Source organism: Streptomyces sp. NPDC028635, assembly GCF_040637635.1.
In the GTDB taxonomy this organism is placed as follows: Bacteria; Actinomycetota; Actinomycetes; order Streptomycetales; family Streptomycetaceae; genus Streptomyces.
In genome coordinates this window covers 201,846-220,764 of record NZ_JBEZWX010000003.1, presented here as the reverse complement: position 1 = coordinate 220,764, position 18,919 = coordinate 201,846, and the positions used below count along the sequence as shown (strand labels likewise).

Below are 18,919 nucleotides of genomic sequence, written 5' to 3'. Positions count from 1 at the left end.
GCCGGGCCGAGCACGGCCGGTCGCGGACCCTGAAGGGCCCGTGCCCGGCCGCGTGTGTGCTGCTTCGCGGTCGCCCGCGGCCAGGTGCCGACGGCGCCGGCATGCCACGGTCGGGTGTTCTGCGACTCCACCGGTGTGCCACTCCCAAGCGCGCCGCTCACCTGCGGCTCGTCGGGGGCACCGACGCGGCCCATGCGTATTCGCCGGGCACCTGGGAACCCTGTGTTGGGTGGTTCGTAGCGGTGCGTTTTCGTGAGGTGAAGCAGTACATGTCGACCACCCAGGCCCAGGTACTGATCGCACGCCGGGGAGGTGGTGCGTGATGTGCGGCCTGAGCGGAGAGATACGTTTCGACGGTGAACGGCCCGATCTCGCGGCCGTCCGGCGTATGAGTGACCAGCTCGCCGCCCGCGGCCCCGACGGCCAGGGAGTATGGTCCCACGGCCCCGTGGCGCTGGCCCACCGGCGACTGAAGATCATCGACCTGTCCGAGCTCGGCGCGCAGCCGATGACCGACGCAGAACAGCAGGTCACCGGCGTGTTCAACGGATGCATCTACAACTACCGGGCGCTGCGCGAGGAACTGCTCGATCTCGGACACCGATTCGAGTCGACCTCCGACACGGAGGTCGTCCTCAAGGCGTACCGGCAGTGGGGGACCGACTGCGTCGACCACTTCCACGGGATGTTCGCCTTCGTGCTCGCCGAGCACCGGACCGGCCGGCTGATCATGGGGCGCGACCGGCTGGGCATCAAGCCGCTCTATCTGGCCCGGACTCCCGGGCGCCTGCGGTTCGCCTCGTCGCTCCCCGCCCTGCTCGCGGCCGGCGACGTCGACACCTCGCTGGATCCGGTGGCCGTCCACCAGTACCTCAGCTGGCACGCGACGGTGGCCGCGCCCCACACCGTGCTGAAGGGTGTGCGCAAGCTGCCGCCGGCCACCGTACGCGTGGTCGAGCCGGACGGCAGCCACCGGGACCACCGCTACTGGCAGCCGTCGTACACCCGCCGTCCCGAGTACGCGGACATGGGGCCGGACGAGTGGCGCGACGCGGTGCTCGACGCCCTGCGCACCGCCGTGCGCCGGCGGATGGTCGCCGACGTGCCGGTCGGGGTCCTGCTCTCCGGTGGCCTGGACTCGAGTCTGATCGTCGCGCTGCTGGCCGACGAGGGCCAGCGGGACCTGGCGACGTTCAGCGTGGGCTTCGACTCGGAGGGCGGCACGGACGGGGACGAGTTCCCGTACTCCGATCTCGTCGCCCGGGAGTTCGCCACCGACCACCACCGGCTGCGGGTGCCCTCCGCACGTGTCTCGACGGCCCTCGACGGGGCGATCGCGGCGATGAGCGAGCCGATGATCAGCCATGACGTCGTCGCGTTCCACCTGCTGTCCGAACAGGTGGCCAAGGAGGTGAAGGTCGTCCAGAGCGGGCAGGGAGCGGACGAGGTCTTCGCGGGTTACCACTGGTATCCGCAGCTGGCCGCCGTGGACCGGGCCGGCGCGGCCGACCGGTACGCGGAGACGTATTTCGACCGCCCCCACGCGGACCTCGCCCGCATCCTGCAACCGGACATGCTCCCGCCGGACGACGTCTCCGGCCGCTTCGTCCGGGAGCACATGGCGGCGCCCGGGGCGGACACGGCGCTGGACGCCGCCCTGCGACTGGACACCCACGTCATGCTCGTCGACGATCCGGTGAAACGGGTCGACAACATGACCATGGACTGGGGCCTGGAGGCCCGCGTGCCCTTCCTGGACCATGAACTCGTGGAACTGGCGGCCGCCTGCCCGCCGGAGCTGAAACTGGCCGACGGCGGCAAGGGCGTGCTGAAGGAAGCGGGCCGCAAGCTGCTGCCCCACGAGGTGATCGACCGGCCCAAGGGCTACTTCCCCGTCCCGGCGATCACCCATATGGCCGGGCCCGTCCTGGAGCGGGTCCGCGACACCCTCCGGGCCCCGGAGGCTCGGCGGCGCGGACTCTTCCAGGACGCGTACGTCGCCGAACTGCTGGCGGCCCCCGAAGAACACCGGACCAGGCGCGGGGCGAACGCCCTGTGGCAGGTGGCTCTGCTGGAGACATGGCTTCAGACGCACGGAATATGACCGGCGAACGCATCACCGACGGCGCCCCGAGGCCGGCCCCCGATCCGCACGGGCGGGTCCCCCCGCGGACCTTCACGGGCCCGCAGGCTTTCACGGACCCGCAGCACTTCGCGGAGCCGCAGGCCTTCGCGGCCCCGCAGTCCTCTGAGAGCCCGCAGTCCTCCGCGAGCCCGCAGGCCTTCACGGGCGCGCAGGCGTTCACGGCCCCGCGGACCTTCGGAGATCCGAAGCGGCCCGGCCTGTCGTTCGCCGCCCCGGACCCGGACGGGGAGAGCGGCGTGCCGTACGCCGCCCCCGCCCATGTGCCCCTCACCGACGCCTCGGGCCCGCGCGAGGGCACGACGCGGCTCACCGCGCACGGTTGCTGGTACCCGTCGGCCGATCCCGCCGGCAAGCAGGTGGCCTTCATCTGCGACCGGGGAGGAGTGCCGCAGTTGTGGGCGGGGCCCGTCGACGGCGGCGAGGTACGGCTCCTCGACGCCGGACCCGACCCCGTCCGCGAGGTGTCCTGGTCGCCCGACGGCCGCTGGATCGCCTACACCACCGCCCCCGGCGGCGGCGAGCACTCACGGGTGCTGTGCGTACGACCCGACGGCACCGACCGCCGCATCCTGGCCGGAGCCGAACCCGGCACCACGGCCTACCTGGGCTGCTGGGCGCACGACGGATCGGCCGTAGCGGTGACGGTGGCCGTCCCCGCCGGTCCGCCGCCGGACGCGGCCGTCCAGGCGCCGGCCGCAGCCGGCGGCCCCGGCAGCGGACTGCCGCCCGGCTGGTCGGGCCGTGGCGGCGACGCCGTACTCCTCGGCCCGGCCCCGCTCACCACGACGGAGCCGAGGACGAGCCCGCCCGCCGAAGGCGCGGCGCCCGCCGAGACCCGGCATCCGTCCATCGCACCCCTGCTCGCGCCGACGGCCGGGTTCGGTGACGGGCTGTCGGCGTATCTGATCGACCCCGACGGCGCGGCCGCCCCCGTCCTGCTGGCCACCGAGCGGGACGCGGCGACGCTGCGCGTGTGCGACCTCAGCCCGGACGGCAGGCTGGCCCTGTTGCGCCGCGGACCGCGCGGTCGGCGTGAGGCGGTGGTCGTCCGCACGACGGATCTCGCCACGACGTGCGTCGTGCCCGTGGCCGACGGCGACCCGTGGATCGGCCGGTTCTCGCCCCGGGCAGACACGCTGTGGCTGCGCAGCGACGCCCAGCGCGAGTTCGCGGCCCTGATCACCGCACGCCTCGACGACGAGGGCCGTCCCCACGCCTGGTCCGCCGCGGTCGAGCGAGAGGGAGCGGAACTCGAGCTGCTGGCCTTCGCCGACGACGGTCACACCGCGGCACTGGCCTGGAACGTCCGGGGGGCGAGCGAGACGGAGATCGTCGACCTGGCTCCCTCCGGCACGCTCGTGGGCGGTGTCGGCGCGCCCCATCCCGTGCCGCTGCCGCACGAAGTCGTCACCCGCATCGTCGGTGCGGGCCGGGGGCGGCTGCTGCTGGCCCTGTCCGGATCGCAGCGCCGCCCCGGCGTGTGGTGGCTGTCCTCCGGTGTCGAACTCCTCCGCACGCCGTGGTCGTCGAGGGACGAGGACGCCGTGCTGCCGGGCCGTCCGCCCGTGCGGCCGGTGCCGGTGGACGTGACCGCACGGGACGGGCTGACGCTGCACGGCTGGTACTACCGCGCGCCGGGACGTGGCCCCGGCGAACCCGCTCCCTGCGTGATCCATCTGCACGGCGGCCCCGAGGAACAGGAACGTCCCGTCTTCAACCCGCTGTACCACGAGATCCTCGGGCGGGGGCTCGACATCTTCGCGCCCGACGTGCGCGGCTCCTCCGGGCACGGACGCTCGTTCGTGGACGCCGACCTCGGCCGGGGCCGGTTCGCCGCACTCGACGACGTGGCCGACTGCGCCGCCCACGCCGTACTGGCGGGCCCCGCCGATCCCGCGCGGCTGGCCGTGATGGGCCGCTCCTACGGCGGCTACCTCACGTTCGCCTCCCTCGTCCGGCATCCCGAGCTGTTCCGGACCGGGGTGGCGGTCTGCGGCATGTCCGACTTCGCGACGTTCTTCGAGGGCACCGAACCCTGGATCGCGCAGTCCGCGGCCCACAAGTACGGGCATCCGGAGCGCGACAGCGAACTGCTGCGGGCGCTGTCGCCCATGACCCGGATCGACGCCCTGCGCGTTCCCGTGCTCGCCGTCCACGGGGAGTACGACACCAATGTCCCGCCGCGCGAGTCGGAGCAGTTCGTGCGGGCGGCGCGGGAACGCGGCCGGACGGCCGAGCTGCTCACCCTGCGCAACGAGGGCCACGACTTCCTGCGCGCCGACAACCGCCGCCTGTTCCGCCGCGCCGCGGCGGACTGGCTGCAGCGCCACCTCGTCGACCGGCCGGCGAGCGGCTGACCGTCCCGCCCATGTCCGGATCTGTGGGGTACCTGACCCTACGGACATGGCGCGTGCATCCGCCGACCACGAACACCGGTGGTGCGCCGGATGCCCGGCACGGCACGAGCCCGAACGACACCGCTCGTCGTGCCCGCTCCTGCACGCTCGGTCCTCCTCTCAGGCTCAGTCCTCCGTGACGCAGATGATCGTGCGGCCGTGGACACGCTCGCGCTTGGTGAACGCGGCGACCGCCTCGGCCAGCGGCCGGACCGCTCCGACGCGGACCCGTAGCCTGCCGTCCCGCACTCGCTGGGCGAGGTCGGCGAGGCGAGCCCGGTCGGGCTCCACGACGAAGAAGACGGCCCGCCCGCCGTCGGGGCGCACGGTGGGCGGCTCGGCGATGGTGACCAGCGTGCCGCCGGGCCGCACGAGGGCCGCCGAGCGGTCGAGGATCTCGCCGCCGATCACGTCGAACACGACGTCGACCTGTCCGGCCGCCTCATCGAACCGGTCGGCCTCCAGGTCGAGGAACGCATGGGCCCCCAGGACGAGCACCGTCTCCCGATCGGCGGAGCGGCCCGCGCCGATCACCCGGGCGCCCGCTTCGACAGCGAGCTGGACGGCGATCGAGCCGACCGCGCCGGCCGCGCCGTGGATCAGGACGGACTGGCCGGTGGCGAGCCGGGCATGGTCGAACAGGCCCTGCCAGGCGGTCAGTCCGGAGATCGGCAGTGCGGCTGCCACCGTGTGGTCGACGTCGGCGGGCAGCGGGGCCAGATTGCGGGCTTCCACCGCGACGTACTCGGCGAGCGACCCGTTGCGGGCCCAGTCGGTCAGCCCGAAGACACGCTGTCCGACGGTGAGGCCGGTCGTACCGAAGCCGAGTTCCGCCACCACCCCCGAGACCTCGTGTCCGGGCACGCTCGGGGTGCGGTCGCGTCCCGCGCGGTCGGTCCAGGTGGCGGGCCAGTCGAGTTCTCCCCGGGTGAAGCCGGCGGCGTGCACGCGCACGACGACGTCGTTCTCGGCGGCGTGGGGATGGGGGAGGTCCTCGAGGGCCAGGCCGGTGACACCTGCCTCGCGATCCCGGACGGTGATGGCTTGCACGGGTATTCCTTTCCAGGCCTTTCCAGGCCCACACGCGTGGGCCCTGCGCCCCTAGTCCACGGTGCCGAACTCGCGGCCTGGGCGCCTCCTCGGCCGGGCCCTGAGCCACGCGCATCCGGTCACCTCAGGATGAGCCCGTGAGCACCCGCGCGCATCGGATGGCGACCTCGTTCACCACGGAGCCGGGCTGCCGGTGTCCGCGGCGGGTGCCGGCGTGGCTCCTCGAACGGCCCGCTGATCGCACCCGAAGGGGGACGAGACGAGGAGGGCTGCGCTACGCGGGCCGAGACGGGGTAGAGGGCACGGCGAGCGGCCGAGGAGCCCTCAGGAGGAGCTGAACATGACCGATGACGCCTACCTGTTTCTCGTGGACGAGACGACCGCGCACCTGGGCGTGCCGCCGACCGCGCTCGGTGACCTGCCGTGCATGGACACCTCGGCGGTCGGCGCCTGGCTCGCGGCCCATGACGTGACCGCGACGTCGCCGCGGCTGCGGTTGCTGCCGCCGGAGGAGACGGGGGCGATCCCGCAGGACGCGGAACGGCTGCCCGTGCCGCTCACCGACGACGAGCTGAGCCGGCTGCGCCACCGTTCGGCGCCCGAAGCCGTGGCGGCGCTGGAGAACGAGCTGCTCGCCTACCGCGACTGCACCGACGGCCGCGACAGCCTGCTCACCCGGGCCCTGGCCGCGGGTGTGCCCCCGCACCGTGTCGCCGAGCTGACCGGAGAGGACACGTCCGTGGTGAACGCGGCCGCGCGAAGGTGACCGCGCGGGGATCCGCCCGCCGGACCACGCCGCGGCCCCGAGCTGCCGCAGGTCACGGCCATGGCCGAGGAGCCGGCCCCGTCGTCACGCCGCCGTCCTCGACGCGCGCGGCGGCAGGGACCTTTGCATACTGCAAGAGCGGGTACCCGCGCTCTGCGACGGCGGAGGGCGGCCCCCGGCAGCGCCCGCCTCCGCGCGGCCCACGGTGCAGAAAGGCGGACACCCCTGATGACCGAGACAACCCCCCTCGATGCCTCAGCCCTGGACGTCACCGGACTCGAGGCGGCGCTGCGGGAGACCGTGGACGGCGAGGTGCGGTTCGACGCCGGGAGCCGGGGCGCCTACGTCACGGACGGTTCCAACTACCGCCAGGTACCGATCGGCGTGGTCGTCCCCCGTACCGTCGAGGCGGGTGCGCAGGCGGTCGAGGTGTGCGCGCGCTTCGGCGCACCGGTGCTCTCCCGCGGCGGCGGCACCAGCCTGGCCGGGCAGACCACCAACACGGCGGTGGTCATCGACTGGACGAAGTACTGCCACCGTCTGATCTCGGTGGACCCCGACGCCCGCACCTGCGTGGTCGAACCCGGCATCGTCCTGGACGAACTCAACCGGCTCCTGTCCGACCACCGGCTGCAGTTCGGCCCCAAGCCCTCCACGCACAGCCACTGCGCGCTCGGCGGCATGATCGGCAACAACTCGTGCGGGGCGTCCGCGCAGGCCTACGGCAAGACGGTGGACAACGTCCGCCGCCTGGAGATCCTGACCTACGACGGACTACGCATGTGGGTGGGGCCGACCTCGGAGGCCGAGCGGGCGAGGATCGCCGCCGAGGGCGGGCGCAGGGCCGAGATCTACGCCGGCCTCGACCGGGTCGTCACCGAGTACCTGGCCGACATCCGGCGCGGCTTCCCGAAGATCCCGCGCCGCGTCTCCGGCTACAACCTCGACTCCCTGCTGCCCGAGAACGGCTTCGACGTGGCCAAGGCCCTCGTCGGCAGCGAGGGCACCCTGGTCACCGTGCTGCGCGCGGAACTCGACCTCGTGCCCGTGCCGCCGCACCAGTCGCTGCTGGTCCTCGGCTACGACGACATCTGCGCCGCCGCCGACGACGTGTCCCACCTGCTGGAGCACTGCTCGCCCAGCCAGCTGGAGGCGCTGGACGGCCGGATGGCGCAGCTGATGCAGGAGGAGGGCGCCTACCTCGACTCCCTCAAGGTCCTCCCCGAGGGCGACAGCTGGCTGATGGTGCAGTTCAGCGGTGACAGCCAGGAGGACGTCGACGAACAGGCACACGCGCTGCTGCGTGCCGTCGGCCGCGACGAGAAGGACCCGCGGGTGGCGTTCTCCGACGACCCGGCGCGCGAGGAGAAGATGCTCAAGGCCCGTGAGGCCGGCCTCGGCGTCACCGCGCGGCCGCCGGACGGACGGGAGACCTGGGAGGGCTGGGAGGATTCCGCCGTACCGCCGGAGCGGCTGGGCGACTATCTGCGGGATCTGAAGGCGCTGTTCGACGAGTTCGACTACGGCGCCCCGTCGCTGTACGGGCACTTCGGGCAGGGGTGCGTGCACACGCGTATCCCGTTCGGGCTGAAGACCGCCGAAGGCGTCGCCCGCTTCCGCCGTTTCGTCGAGCGGGCCGCCGACCTCGTCTCCTCCTACGGCGGGTCGCTGTCGGGCGAGCACGGTGACGGCCAGTCCCGCGGGGAACTGCTGACCCGCATGTTCGGGGAACGGCTGGTGACCGCCTTCGGGGAGGTCAAGAGGGTGTTCGACCCGGGCAACCGGATGAACCCCGGCAAGGTCGTCGACCCGAACCCGGTCGACGGCCAGTTGCGCCTCGGCCCGACCTGGCGGCCCGACAACCCCGCGACGCACTTCCAGTACCCGGAGGACGAGCACTCCTTCACCCGCGCGGTGATGCGCTGCGTCGGCATCGGCAACTGCCGCAGCCAGGCCGGTGGCGTGATGTGCCCCTCGTACCGGGCCACGAGGGAGGAGGAGCACTCCACCCGGGGGAGGGCCCGGCTGCTGTTCGAGATGCTCGGCGGTCACGACGACTCGCTGATCACCGAGGGCTGGCGCTCGACCGAGGTGAAGGACGCCCTCGACCTGTGCCTGGCCTGCAAGGGCTGCAAGTCCGACTGCCCGGTGAACGTCGACATGGCCACCTACAAGGCGGAGTTCCTCTCCCACCACTACGAGGGGCGTCTGCGGCCCGTCGCCCACTACTCCCTGGGCTGGCTGCCGCTGTGGGCCCGCCTGTCGCGCCTGGCGCCCGGCCTGGTCAACACCCTGCTGCAGGCGCCGGTGCTCTCCACCCTGGGCAAGCGGCTGGCCGGCGTGGCCGAGGAGCGGCAGGCACCGATGTTCGCCCGGCAGTCCTTCCTGCAGTGGTGGCAGGAGCGAGGGGAGCCGGAGCCCGACCCGGCCGACCCGCGCACGGTGGTGCTGTGGCCCGACACCTTCAGCACCTACTTCCACCCCTCCATCGCCATCTCGGCGGTGCGGGTCCTTGAGGACGCCGGATTCCGGGTCGCCGTGCCCACCGAGCCCGTCTGCTGCGGCCTGACCTGGATCTCGACCGGGCAGCTCGGCGTCGCCGAGAAGGTGCTGCGGCGCACCCTCGCCGTGCTGCGGCCCTACATCGAGGCGGGCACCCCGGTGATCGGCCTGGAGCCCTCGTGCACCGCGGTGTTCCGGGCCGACGCGCTCGAGCTGATGCCGGCCGACCAGGACGTCAAACGGCTCGCCGTGCAGTTCCGCACCTTCGCCGAACAGCTCGTGCACCACGCACCGGACGGCTGGCGGCCGCCGCAGCTCGCCCGGCAGGCGACCGTGCAGACCCACTGCCACCAGCACGCCGTGATGAAGTTCGACGCCGACCGGGAACTGATGCGCCGCGCCGGCCTCGACGCCGACGTCCTGGACGAGGGCTGCTGCGGTCTGGCCGGCAACTTCGGCTTCGAACGCGGCCATCACGAGGTGTCCATGGCCATCGCCGAGCAGGGGGTCCTGCCCGGGGTGCGGGCGGCGGCCCCCGGCAGTCTGGTACTCGCCGACGGCTTCAGCTGCCGCACCCAGATCGAGCAGGGCGACACCGGCCGCCGGGCCCTGCACCTGGCCGAGGCGCTCGCTCTCGGCCTCGACGGGAACCTGCCGAGCCGGCAGCCCGAACGGCTGGCGACCCGGCCCGCGCCACCCTCCCGCACCGCCCGGTGGGCGGTCACCGCGGGCGTCTTCGTCCTCGCCGCGTCGGCCGCCGCCGCCACCGTACGCACCGCCCACAAGCAACTGCGCGGCCGCTGACCGGTCCCCGGCCGGGAACCCGTGCGCTCGCGTGAACACTCTTCGGAAAGGTCCTCGAACATGTCGATGAAGGTCTCCGACCACGTCCTCGAACGTCTGCGCGACTGGGGGGTGGAGCATGTCTTCGCCTACCCGGGCGACGGCATCAACGGCCTGCTCGCGGCCTGGGGCCGCGCCGACGACAAGCCCCGTTTCGTCCAGGCCCGCCACGAGGAGATGGCCGCCTTCGAGGCCGTCGGCTACGCCAAGTTCTCCGGCAAGGTCGGCGTCTGCGCGGCCACGTCCGGGCCCGGCGCGATCCACCTGCTCAACGGCCTGTACGACGCCAAGCTCGACCACGTCCCGGTCGTCGCGATCGTCGGTCAGACCAACCGCAGCGCCATGGGCGGCTCCTACCAGCAGGAGGTCGACCTGCTGAGCCTGTACAAGGACGTCGCCTCCGACTTCTGCGAGATGGTCACCGTCCCCGAGCAGCTGCCCAACGTGCTCGACCGCGCGATGCGCACCGCCATGGCGCGACGGTCCGTGACGGCGGTCATCATCCCCGCCGACGTGCAGGAGCTGGACTACTCGCCGCCCGGGCACGCCTTCAAGATGGTCCCCTCCAGCCTCGGCATGCCCCACTACGCGCCGGTCCCCAGCGACGAGGACATCACGCGCGCCGCCGAGGTCCTCAACGCGGGCGAGAAGGTCGCCATCCTGGTGGGCCAGGGCGCCCGCGGCGCCCGTGAGGAGGTCATGGCGGTCGCCGAACGCCTCGGCGCGGGCGTCGCCAAGGCACTGCTCGGCAAGGACGCCCTGGACGACGACCTGCCCTACGTCACCGGCTCCATCGGACTGCTCGGCACCCGGCCGTCGTACGAGCTGATGACGGAGTGCGACACCCTCCTCGTCATCGGCTCCTCCTTCCCCTACACCCAGTTCCTGCCGGAGTTCGGACAGGCGCGGGCCGTGCAGATCGACATCGACCCGCACATGGTCGGCATGCGCTACCCCTTCGAGGTCAACGTCGTCGGTGACGCCCGAGCAGCGCTCACCAGGCTGCTGCCCCTGCTCAAGGCGGGCAAGAACAAGAGCTGGCGCAAGAAGATCGAGAAGGACACCTCGCGCTGGTGGGAGGTCATGCAGCGGCGGGCCGAGGTCGACGCCGACCCGGTCAACCCCGAGTACGTGGCGCACGCCCTCAACGACCTGCTGCCCGACAATGTCATGCTCGCCTCCGACTCCGGCTCGGCCGCCAACTGGTACGCCCGCCACCTCAGGCTGCGCGGAGCCATGCGCGGCTCGCTCTCCGGCACCCTCGCCACGATGGGCCCCGGCGTGCCGTACGTCATCGGCGCCAAGTTCGCGCACGGCGACCGCCCGGCGATCGCGCTCGTGGGTGACGGCGCGATGCAGATGAACGGCATGGCCGAACTCATCACCATCGCCAAGTACTTCCGCGAATGGGACGACCCGCGCCTGGTCGTCGCCGTCCTCAACAACCAGGACCTCAACCAGGTCACCTGGGAGATGCGGGCCATGGCCGGCGCGCCGCAGTTCCTGCCCTCCCAGTCGATCCCCGACATCCCCTACGCCGACTTCGCCCGCATGATCGGCCTGCACGGCATCCGCGTCGACAAGCCCGAGGACGTCCGCGGCGCCTGGGAGACCGCGCTGGCCGCCGACAGGCCCTGCGTCCTGGACTTCGTCACCGACCCGGCCGTCCCGCCGATCCCGCCGCACGCCACCCTCGACCAGATCGAGGCGGCGGCGACCTCGATCCTCAAGGGCGACAGCGACCGGGCGGGCATGGTCCGCCAGGGCTTCAAGGCCAAGGTCCAGGAGTTCCTGCCCGGCGGCCGGCACCGCGAGGACCGGCCGGGCACACAGGGGGGCAAGTGAGCGGTGCCCCGGCCGCGACGCGCGTCGGCCTCGTGTCCGGCGCGCCGCGCGCCGGCCTCGTGTCCGGCGGCGTACGCGGCCCCGGCACCCCCCGCGCACCGGCCCGCGTGACAGCAGGAGACAGCGACCGATGAGCACCACCACGCCCTTCCCACCGCACGCGCTGCACGACTACGCGCTGCTGGCCGACGGGGAGCGCGGCGCACTGATCGGGCCCGACGGGGCCGTGAACTGGCTGTGCGCGCCCACCTGGCACGACGACGCGGTCTTCGCCTCCCTCATCGGCGGCGCGGGGGTCTACGCCGTGACCCCGCGCAGCCGGTGGGTGCCCGGCGGCTACTACGAGGAAGGCACCCTGATCTGGCGCAGCCGCTGGGTCACCACCGACGGCGTCGTCGAGTGCCGCGAGGCCCTCGCCTTCCCCGGCGACGCCGACCGGCTGATCCTGCTGCGACGGCTGCGCGCCGTTCACGGCACCGCCCGCGTCGACGTCGTACTCGATCCGCGCGCCGACTACGGCCGCGCCCCCGTCGACTCCGCGCACCGCTCCGACGACGGCGTCTGGCACCTCACCACCGGCCGCCACCGGCTGCGCTGGCAGGGCGCCCCGTCGGCGGTCGCCGGCGCCGACGGCCTGCGCGCCGACCTGGAGCTCGAGCCCGGGGAGACCCACGACCTGGTGCTGGAGTGCTCCGCCGCGCCGCTGCCGCACGACCCGCCCGTGGCCGAGCGGGCCTGGGCCGACACCGAGCGGGCCTGGCGGCGGACCGTGCCCGGGCTCGAGCACACCGCCGCCCCCGGCGACGCGCGCCGCTCCTACGCCGTCCTGCGCGGCCTGACCGCCCACGGCGGCGGCATGGTCGCCGCCGCCACCACCAGCCTGCCCGAACGGGCCGAGGCCGGCCGCAACTACGACTACCGGTACGTGTGGATCCGCGACCAGAGCTATGCCGGGCAGGCGGCGGCCGCCGTCGGCGTACCCGACCTCCTGGACCCCGCCGTCCGGTTCGTGGGTGCCCGCCTGCTCGCGGACGGCCCGCGCCTGACGCCCGCCTACACCGTGCACGGCGCCCCCGTCCCCGACCAGCGCGAACTCGACCTGCCGGGCTACCCGGGCGGTTCCAGCCGGATCGGCAACCGCGTCGAGAAGCAGTTCCAGCTCGACTGCTTCGGCGAGGCGCTCCTGCTGTTCGCCGCCGCCGAACGCAGCGGCCGGCTCGACGGCGACGGCTGGAAAGCCGCCGAGACCGCGGTCCGGGCCATCGCCGAGAGGTGGCGCGAACCCGACGCCGGCATCTGGGAACTGGACGACCGGCCCTGGACGCACAGCCGCCTCACCTGCGTCGCCGGGCTGCGCGCCCTGGCCGACGCCGCACCCCGCCGACCCCTCGCCCGTACCTGCACCGACCTCGCCGACACACTGTTCGCCGACACCGCGCGAAGCAGCGTGCATCCCGACGGACACTGGCAGCGCACCCCCGACGACCCCGCCGTCGACGCGGCCCTGCTGCTGCCCGCCCTGCGCGGTGCTCTGCCCGCCGACGACCCGCGCACCCGCGCCACCCTGGCCGCCTGCCGCGAGCACCTGACCCAGGACCACTTCATCTACCGGTTCCGCCACGACGACCGGCCGCTGGAGGAGGCCGAGGGAGCCTTCCTGCTGTGCGGCTTCCTCATGGCGCTGGCCGAACAGCAGCAGGGCAACGCCGTGGCGGCGCACCGCTGGTTCGAACGCAACCGGGGTGCCTGCGGAGCCTCCGGGCTCTACGCGGAGGAGTTCGACATCGCCCAGCGCCAGCTGCGCGGCAACGTGCCCCAGGCGTTCGTCCACGCCCTGCTGCTGGAGACCGCCGCCCGCCTCACCCACGACCCCGCACCCCGCCAAGGAGGGAGCTGAACCCATGACCGAGACCGTCGTCATCACCGGCGCCAGCGCCGGCATCGGACGGGCCACCGCACGCCTGTACGCCGGCCGCGGTGCCGACATCGTCCTGGTGGCCCGCGGCCGGGCCGGACTGGAAGCGGCCGCCGAGGAAGTGGAGTCCCTCGGCGGACGGGCGCTGGTGCAGGAGACCGACGTGGCCGACCCGGACCAGGTGGAGGCCGCCGCCGCGGCCGCCGAGGAACGGTTCGGCCCCATCGACGTCTGGATCAACTGCGCGTTCAGCACCGTCTTCGCCCCCTTCGACGAGATCACCGCCGAGGAGTACCGACGCGCCACCGAAGTGACCTACCTCGGCTTCGTCAACGGAACCCGGACCGCGCTGAAGCGGATGCTGCCCCGCGACCGCGGCACGATCGTGCAGGTCGGATCCGCGCTGGGGGAGCGGTCCGTGCCCCTGCAGTCGGTGTACTGCGGAGCCAAGCACGCCATCAACGGCTTCACCTCCTCGCTGCGCACCGAACTGCTGCACCGCGGCAGCAACGTGCACATCACGATCGCGCAGATGCCGGCCGTCAACACCCCGCAGTTCTCGTGGGTGACCAGCAAGCTGTCCAAGCACCCCCAGCCGGTCCCGCCGATCTACCAGCCGGAGGTCGCCGCGCGCGGTGTCGTCCACGCCGCCGACCACCCGCGCCGCAAGCAGTACTACGTCGGAGCCACCACCCTGGCCACCGTCTGGGCCAACCGCTTCTTCCCGGCTCTGCTGGACCGCTACCTGGCCCGCACCGGCTTCGACTCCCAGCAGACGGACGCGCGCCCGCCGACGGGTGTCAGCAACCTCTTCGAACCGGCGGACGCCGAGCCCGGCACCGACCACGGCGCGCACGGCATGTTCGACGACCAGTCGCACGGCCGCTCCTTCGAAGCCGCGCTGACCCGCCATCCGGCCGCGGTGGCCTCCGTGCTCGCCGTCGGCGCCGCGGTCACCGCGAAGGCCGCACTCAGCCGACGCGGCAGGTGAACGCCCTATCCCGTCACCGCACCGCGAAGGAGGAGTGAGAGGCGATGTCCGAGGACCGGCACGCGACGCAGACGGACATTCCCTCGGCGTCCGGGGCGGGCGACGGGGGCCTGGACCGGGAGGCGGAGGACGTCACCCTGGCCTTGATGGCCGCGTCGCGACTCGTCGTCGCGCTGTCGGCGCGAGCCCTCGCCTCGGTCGACGTGCCGCTCACGCTGCCGCAGCTGCGCTCGCTGGTGACGCTGCGCACCCGTGGCGCGATCACCCTGACGACCCTCGCCGCCGACCTGGAGGTCAACCCCTCCACGGCCCTGCGGATGGTCGAGCGTCTCGAGGCCCAGGAACTCATCGACCGGCGCGCCAACCCCGGCAATCGCCGGGAGACCCTGCTCGAGCTGACCCCGAAGGCGCGAGAGCTGGTCGACCGGGTCCTCGATCACCGGCGCACGGCGATCCGCGCCCTGGTCGAGCGGCTCCCGCGGAGGGAACGCGCCGTCCTCGTCCCGGCGCTCACCGCCCTCACCGCCGCCGCCGACGAACTCGCCCCCACCCCGGTTTCCGGCCCGCCGCCCCAGGACGCCGCCTCGCCCGCCGGGGACACCGCTCCGGACGGCCGGTGACACGGACCTGCTCGGGGGACCCGCCGAGCGGCCTGTGAGCGCACGGCGGAGGAATGTTCACCGGCGGCAGGGGCACACGCAACCAACGGGTGCGCGGCTGCCGACCGGCCGCGTCGGGGAGGGGCGTGGCCGTGCGTATATGGCAGGAGAGTACGGAAGTAGGCCCGCGACCGGGCCACATGTCACCGCTGGGCGCCACCTTCGACGGCGCGGGGACGAACTTCGCGGTGTTCTCGGAAGTGGCGGACCGGGTCGAGCTGTGCCTCTTCGACGAGGACGGCACCGAGGAGCGCATCCCGCTCAGGGAGGTGGACGGGTTCGTCCACCACATCTACCTGCCGGACATCGGCCCGGGCCGGCGTTACGGATTCCGCGTGCACGGGCCGTACCGGCCGGAGCGGGGGGAGCGCTGCAACCCGGGCAAGCTGCTGCTCGACCCGTACGCCAAGGCGATCGAGGGCGAAGTGGAGTGGAACGAGGCGCTGTTCCCCTACCACTTCGGTGACACCGGCCGGCGCAACGACCTGGACTCCGCGCCGTACGTCCCGAAGTCGGTGGTGGTGAACCCGTACTTCGACTGGGGCAGCGACCACCCGCCGCGGACCCCGTACCACGAGACCGTCGTCTACGAGGCCCATGTGAAGGGCATGACCAGGACGCACCCGGCGATACCGGAGGCGATGCGCGGCACGTACGCCGCGCTGGCGCACCCGGCGATGGTCGACTACTTCGTCAAGCTGGGCGTCACCGCGGTGGAACTGATGCCGGTCCACCAGTTCGTCCAGGACCACGCGCTGGTCGAGAAGGGCCTGTCGAACTACTGGGGGTACAACACCCTCGGCTTCTTCGCCCCGCACAACGCCTACTGCTCCTCCGGGCAGCGGGGCGAGCAGGTGCAGGAGTTCCGCGCGATGGTCAAGACGCTGCACGAGGCCGGTATCGAGGTCATCCTCGACGTCGTCTACAACCACACCGCCGAGGGGAACCACCTCGGTCCTGTGCTGTCGCTGCGGGGCCTGGACAACGCGGCGTACTACCGCCTGTCCGAGCAGGACCCGCGCTACTACTGGGACACCACCGGCACGGGCAACAGCCTGCGGATGAACCACCCGCACACCCTCCAACTGATCATGGACTCGCTGCGGTACTGGGTCACCGAGATGCACGTCGACGGCTTCCGCTTCGACCTCGCCGCCACCCTCGCCCGGCAGTTCCATGAGGTGGACCGCCTGTCGTCGTTCTTCGACCTGGTCCAGCAGGACCCGGTCATCTCACAGGTGAAGCTGATCGCCGAGCCGTGGGACGTGGGCGACGGCGGCTACCAGGTCGGCAACTTCCCGCCGCTGTGGACCGAGTGGAACGGCAAGTACCGCGACACCGTCCGCGACTTCTGGCGGGGCGAGGGCGGCACACTCGGCGAGTTCGCCTCCCGTCTGACGGGCTCCTCCGACCTGTACCAGAGCGACGGTCGCCGCCCCTACGCCTCGGTCAACTTCGTCACCGCCCACGACGGCTTCACGCTGCGCGACCTGGTGTCGTACAACGGCAAACACAACGAGGCCAACGGTGAGGGCAACCGCGACGGGGAGAGCCACAACCGCTCCTGGAACTGCGGCGTGGAAGGCCCCACCCGCGACCGGGACGTCCTCGCCCTGCGCGCCCGCCAGCAGCGCAACCTCCTCGCCACCCTGCTGCTCTCCCAGGGCGTGCCCATGCTGCTGCACGGTGACGAACTCGGCCGCACCCAGCACGGCAACAACAACGCCTACTGCCAGGACAACGAACTGACCTGGATCGACTGGTCGGACGCCATCGAGGGAAGCGAGCTGCTGGACTTCACCCGCAGGCTGATCACCCTGCGCCGCGAGCACCCCGTCTTCCGCCGCCGGCGGTTCTTCAAGGGACGGGCTCCCAGGGGAACGCTCACCGAGGCGAAGGACATCGCCTGGTTCACCCCGGCCGGGCAGGAGATGACGGACGGGGACTGGGAGACCGGGTTCGCCAGGTCCCTGATGGTCCACCTCAACGGCAAGGCCATCACGGAACCCGATCTGCGGGGCCTGCGGGTGGAGGACGACTCGTTCCTGCTGCTGTTCAACGCCCACAGCCAGGCCCTCACCTTCACCCTGCCGGAGGACCTCGGCCCCTGGTGGGCGGTGGAGGTGGACACGGCCATCCCCTACGTCGAGTACCGGCCGCTGATCAAGGGCGGCAGCGACGTCGAGGTCGAGGCCCGCGCGATGTTCGTCCTGCGCGGCCACGAGCACGGCTGATCACCCGGCCGCGACCGGGTCCGGCCCGCCGCCCACGGAGGGCGACGGGCCGGACAGCGGTTCAGCGGCGAGACTCAGGCGGCCAGCACCTGTGTCGTGCCGGCGGCCGTGCTACGGGCGGCCACCAGCTGGTCCAGGAGCGCGTCGGCGGCTTCCAGCGCCTCGTCCACCGACCGCGTACCGGTCATGACGCACAGGGTGTAGCCGGTGTCCTCGAGTTCCCGGCTGGAGTGACCGGTGGGCCGAAGGTCATGACGGAACCGGGCCTCGGCGAAACGGGCCAGCACCGCACGCAGTTCCTTCTCCGCAGGCAGCAACACAGCGACACCCTCTCTGCACACACGCTTGATCCGGTGAGTCGTGTGCCCCGCCGGCCCCACGGTATGCACAGCGCTTCGCGTGCTCGGCCGGCCTCGAAGGCCCCCGCCCCGCTCCGAGGCGACCACTCGGACGTCACCGCTCGGATGTCACCGCTCGGATGCCACCGCGCCGCCGTGGTCGCTCAGCCGTCGTCGCTCCGATGTCAAGGAGGTCCCTTGTCACCGATGGTCGGCGGCGGGGGAGCGTCGAAGCGGACCGAGATCTTCTCGAACCCCTTGAAGGACTCCGTCGTCGCGTAGGAGCGGTAGGCGCGCAGGTCGCCCGTGGCGAGATGGACCCGGTCGGTGAACGGTGTGAGCAGGCTGCGCGGCCACAGCCGGAGGCAGCGCACGGCGATGACCTCGGCCGCGGTGAGGTACACGACGGCGGCGAGGTAGATCCAGGCGAGCAGGCCGAGCACGATGCCGAACATGCCGTACGTCGCCGTGGTACCCCGCAGCACGTGCCCGACGTAGTACGAGCCGCCCCACTGCAACGCCTGCCAGGCGCACGCGGCGCCCAGAGCCGGTCCGTACATCGTCCGCCGCGGCAGATGGCGATGGGTCATGAGCCGGTAACTGAGCAGCAGGAGAGCCGCGTTGACGACGACTCCCGCCGCGCCGATGGCGATCCGCAGGCCCAGCGCCAGGCGCGTGCCGAAGATGCCGGTGGCGGACTCCGCGGTGGACAGCGCCGTGGTCAGCACGAGGCCCAGAGCGAGCAGAAGCAGGAAGGAGAGGCTGTTCATCCGTGAGCGCAGCGGATCGGGCCGGGCATGCCGCGGTACGGCGAAGATCTTGTCCAGGGCGTGCTGCACGGCCTGGGCCACCCCGAGAGCACCGTAGATGCTGCCGGTGACACCCACCACGACGGCAGCGCCACTGCCGTGGAAGGAGTGGATGTTCTGGCCCAGCTGGTCGCCGATCACCGGGAACTCGCCGAGCGCCGAATGGAGCACCGAGTGCTGCAGGTCCGGGTTGCCGTGCAGGGCGGCGCTGAGGACGGCCACCAGGAACAGCAGAAGCGGAAAGAGCGAGACGAAGCCGTAGTACGCCAGCAGCGCGGCGAGGTAGGTGGCCTGGTCGTCGAAGAACTTGTACACCACGGCCAGCGGCACGCCCGCCCACCGGTGCCGTCGCTGATATCTGTCCAGCCGGGTCAGCACGTCCATGTGCGCTCCCACAACCCTCGGGGGCGAGTTCCGCCCCTCGG

12 protein-coding genes are annotated in these 18,919 nt (G+C 72.5%); 9 read left to right on the top strand and 3 right to left on the bottom strand.

The genetic code is table 11. From position 1 onward, the window contains the following. The first annotated feature begins 322 nt into the window (after positions 1-322). Positions 323-2,104 carry an N-acetylglutaminylglutamine amidotransferase gene (locus tag AB0E88_RS05125; protein WP_361623975.1) on the top strand — a complete coding sequence of 594 codons (1,782 nt, stop codon included), beginning with the start codon at positions 323-325 and terminating at the stop codon, positions 2,102-2,104. Then, positions 2,080-4,503, top strand: coding sequence for a prolyl oligopeptidase family serine peptidase (locus tag AB0E88_RS05120; protein ID WP_361623972.1), 2,424 nt, complete (start codon positions 2,080-2,082; stop codon positions 4,501-4,503). Before AB0E88_RS05125 ends, AB0E88_RS05120 begins: the two co-directional genes overlap by 25 nt. A 165-nt stretch (positions 4,504-4,668) precedes the next feature. Here the strand turns inward: AB0E88_RS05120 and AB0E88_RS05115 are convergent, their stop codons facing one another. Then, a complete protein-coding gene (locus AB0E88_RS05115) occupies positions 4,669-5,592 on the bottom strand; it encodes an NADP-dependent oxidoreductase (RefSeq protein ID WP_361623969.1) in 924 nt (307 codons plus the stop codon). Between the two features lie 340 nt (positions 5,593-5,932). On the opposite strand from AB0E88_RS05115, the gene AB0E88_RS05110 reads away from it, so the two are divergent. The 7 genes from AB0E88_RS05110 to glgX all read left to right on the top strand — a co-directional run bounded on the left by AB0E88_RS05110 (position 5,933) and on the right by glgX (position 17,347). Continuing rightward, on the top strand, positions 5,933-6,358 hold the full coding sequence (locus tag AB0E88_RS05110; protein ID WP_361623966.1) for a DUF6003 family protein: 426 nt from the start codon (positions 5,933-5,935) through the stop codon (positions 6,356-6,358). Between the two features lie 228 nt (positions 6,359-6,586). Continuing rightward, on the top strand, positions 6,587-9,664 hold the full coding sequence (locus tag AB0E88_RS05105) for an FAD-binding and (Fe-S)-binding domain-containing protein (RefSeq protein WP_361623963.1): 3,078 nt from the start codon (positions 6,587-6,589) through the stop codon (positions 9,662-9,664). A 60-nt stretch (positions 9,665-9,724) separates the two neighbouring features. Further along, positions 9,725-11,548, top strand: a complete 1,824-nt coding sequence (locus AB0E88_RS05100; RefSeq protein ID WP_361623960.1) for a thiamine pyrophosphate-requiring protein — start codon at positions 9,725-9,727, stop codon at positions 11,546-11,548. Positions 11,549-11,678: 130 nt separating this feature from the next. Beyond that, entirely contained in the window at positions 11,679-13,445 is a 1,767-nt protein-coding gene (locus AB0E88_RS05095; protein ID WP_361623957.1) for a glycoside hydrolase family 15 protein, read from the top strand. A gap of 4 nt (positions 13,446-13,449) precedes the next feature. Then, the gene (locus tag AB0E88_RS05090) at positions 13,450-14,454 is read left to right on the top strand and encodes an SDR family oxidoreductase (RefSeq protein ID WP_361623955.1); all 1,005 of its coding nucleotides are present in this window, start codon (positions 13,450-13,452) and stop codon (positions 14,452-14,454) included. Between the two features lie 44 nt (positions 14,455-14,498). After that, positions 14,499-15,074 (top strand): MarR family transcriptional regulator, encoded by a 576-nt coding sequence (locus AB0E88_RS05085; RefSeq protein WP_361623952.1) that lies wholly within the window; start codon positions 14,499-14,501, stop codon positions 15,072-15,074. Positions 15,075-15,253: 179 nt separating this feature from the next. Continuing rightward, on the top strand, positions 15,254-17,347 hold the full coding sequence (gene glgX, locus AB0E88_RS05080; protein ID WP_361623949.1) for a glycogen debranching protein GlgX: 2,094 nt from the start codon (positions 15,254-15,256) through the stop codon (positions 17,345-17,347). Positions 17,348-17,421: 74 nt separating this feature from the next. On the opposite strand, the gene AB0E88_RS05075 is transcribed toward glgX, so the two are convergent. Next, positions 17,422-17,667: a DUF5133 domain-containing protein gene (locus tag AB0E88_RS05075; protein ID WP_361623946.1), complete on the bottom strand. Its 246-nt coding sequence runs from the start codon at positions 17,665-17,667 to the stop codon at positions 17,422-17,424. Positions 17,668-17,870: 203 nt separating this feature from the next. Next, positions 17,871-18,878: a YihY/virulence factor BrkB family protein gene (locus AB0E88_RS05070; RefSeq protein WP_361623943.1), complete on the bottom strand. Its 1,008-nt coding sequence runs from the start codon at positions 18,876-18,878 to the stop codon at positions 17,871-17,873. Positions 18,879-18,919: the final 41 nt, after the last annotated feature.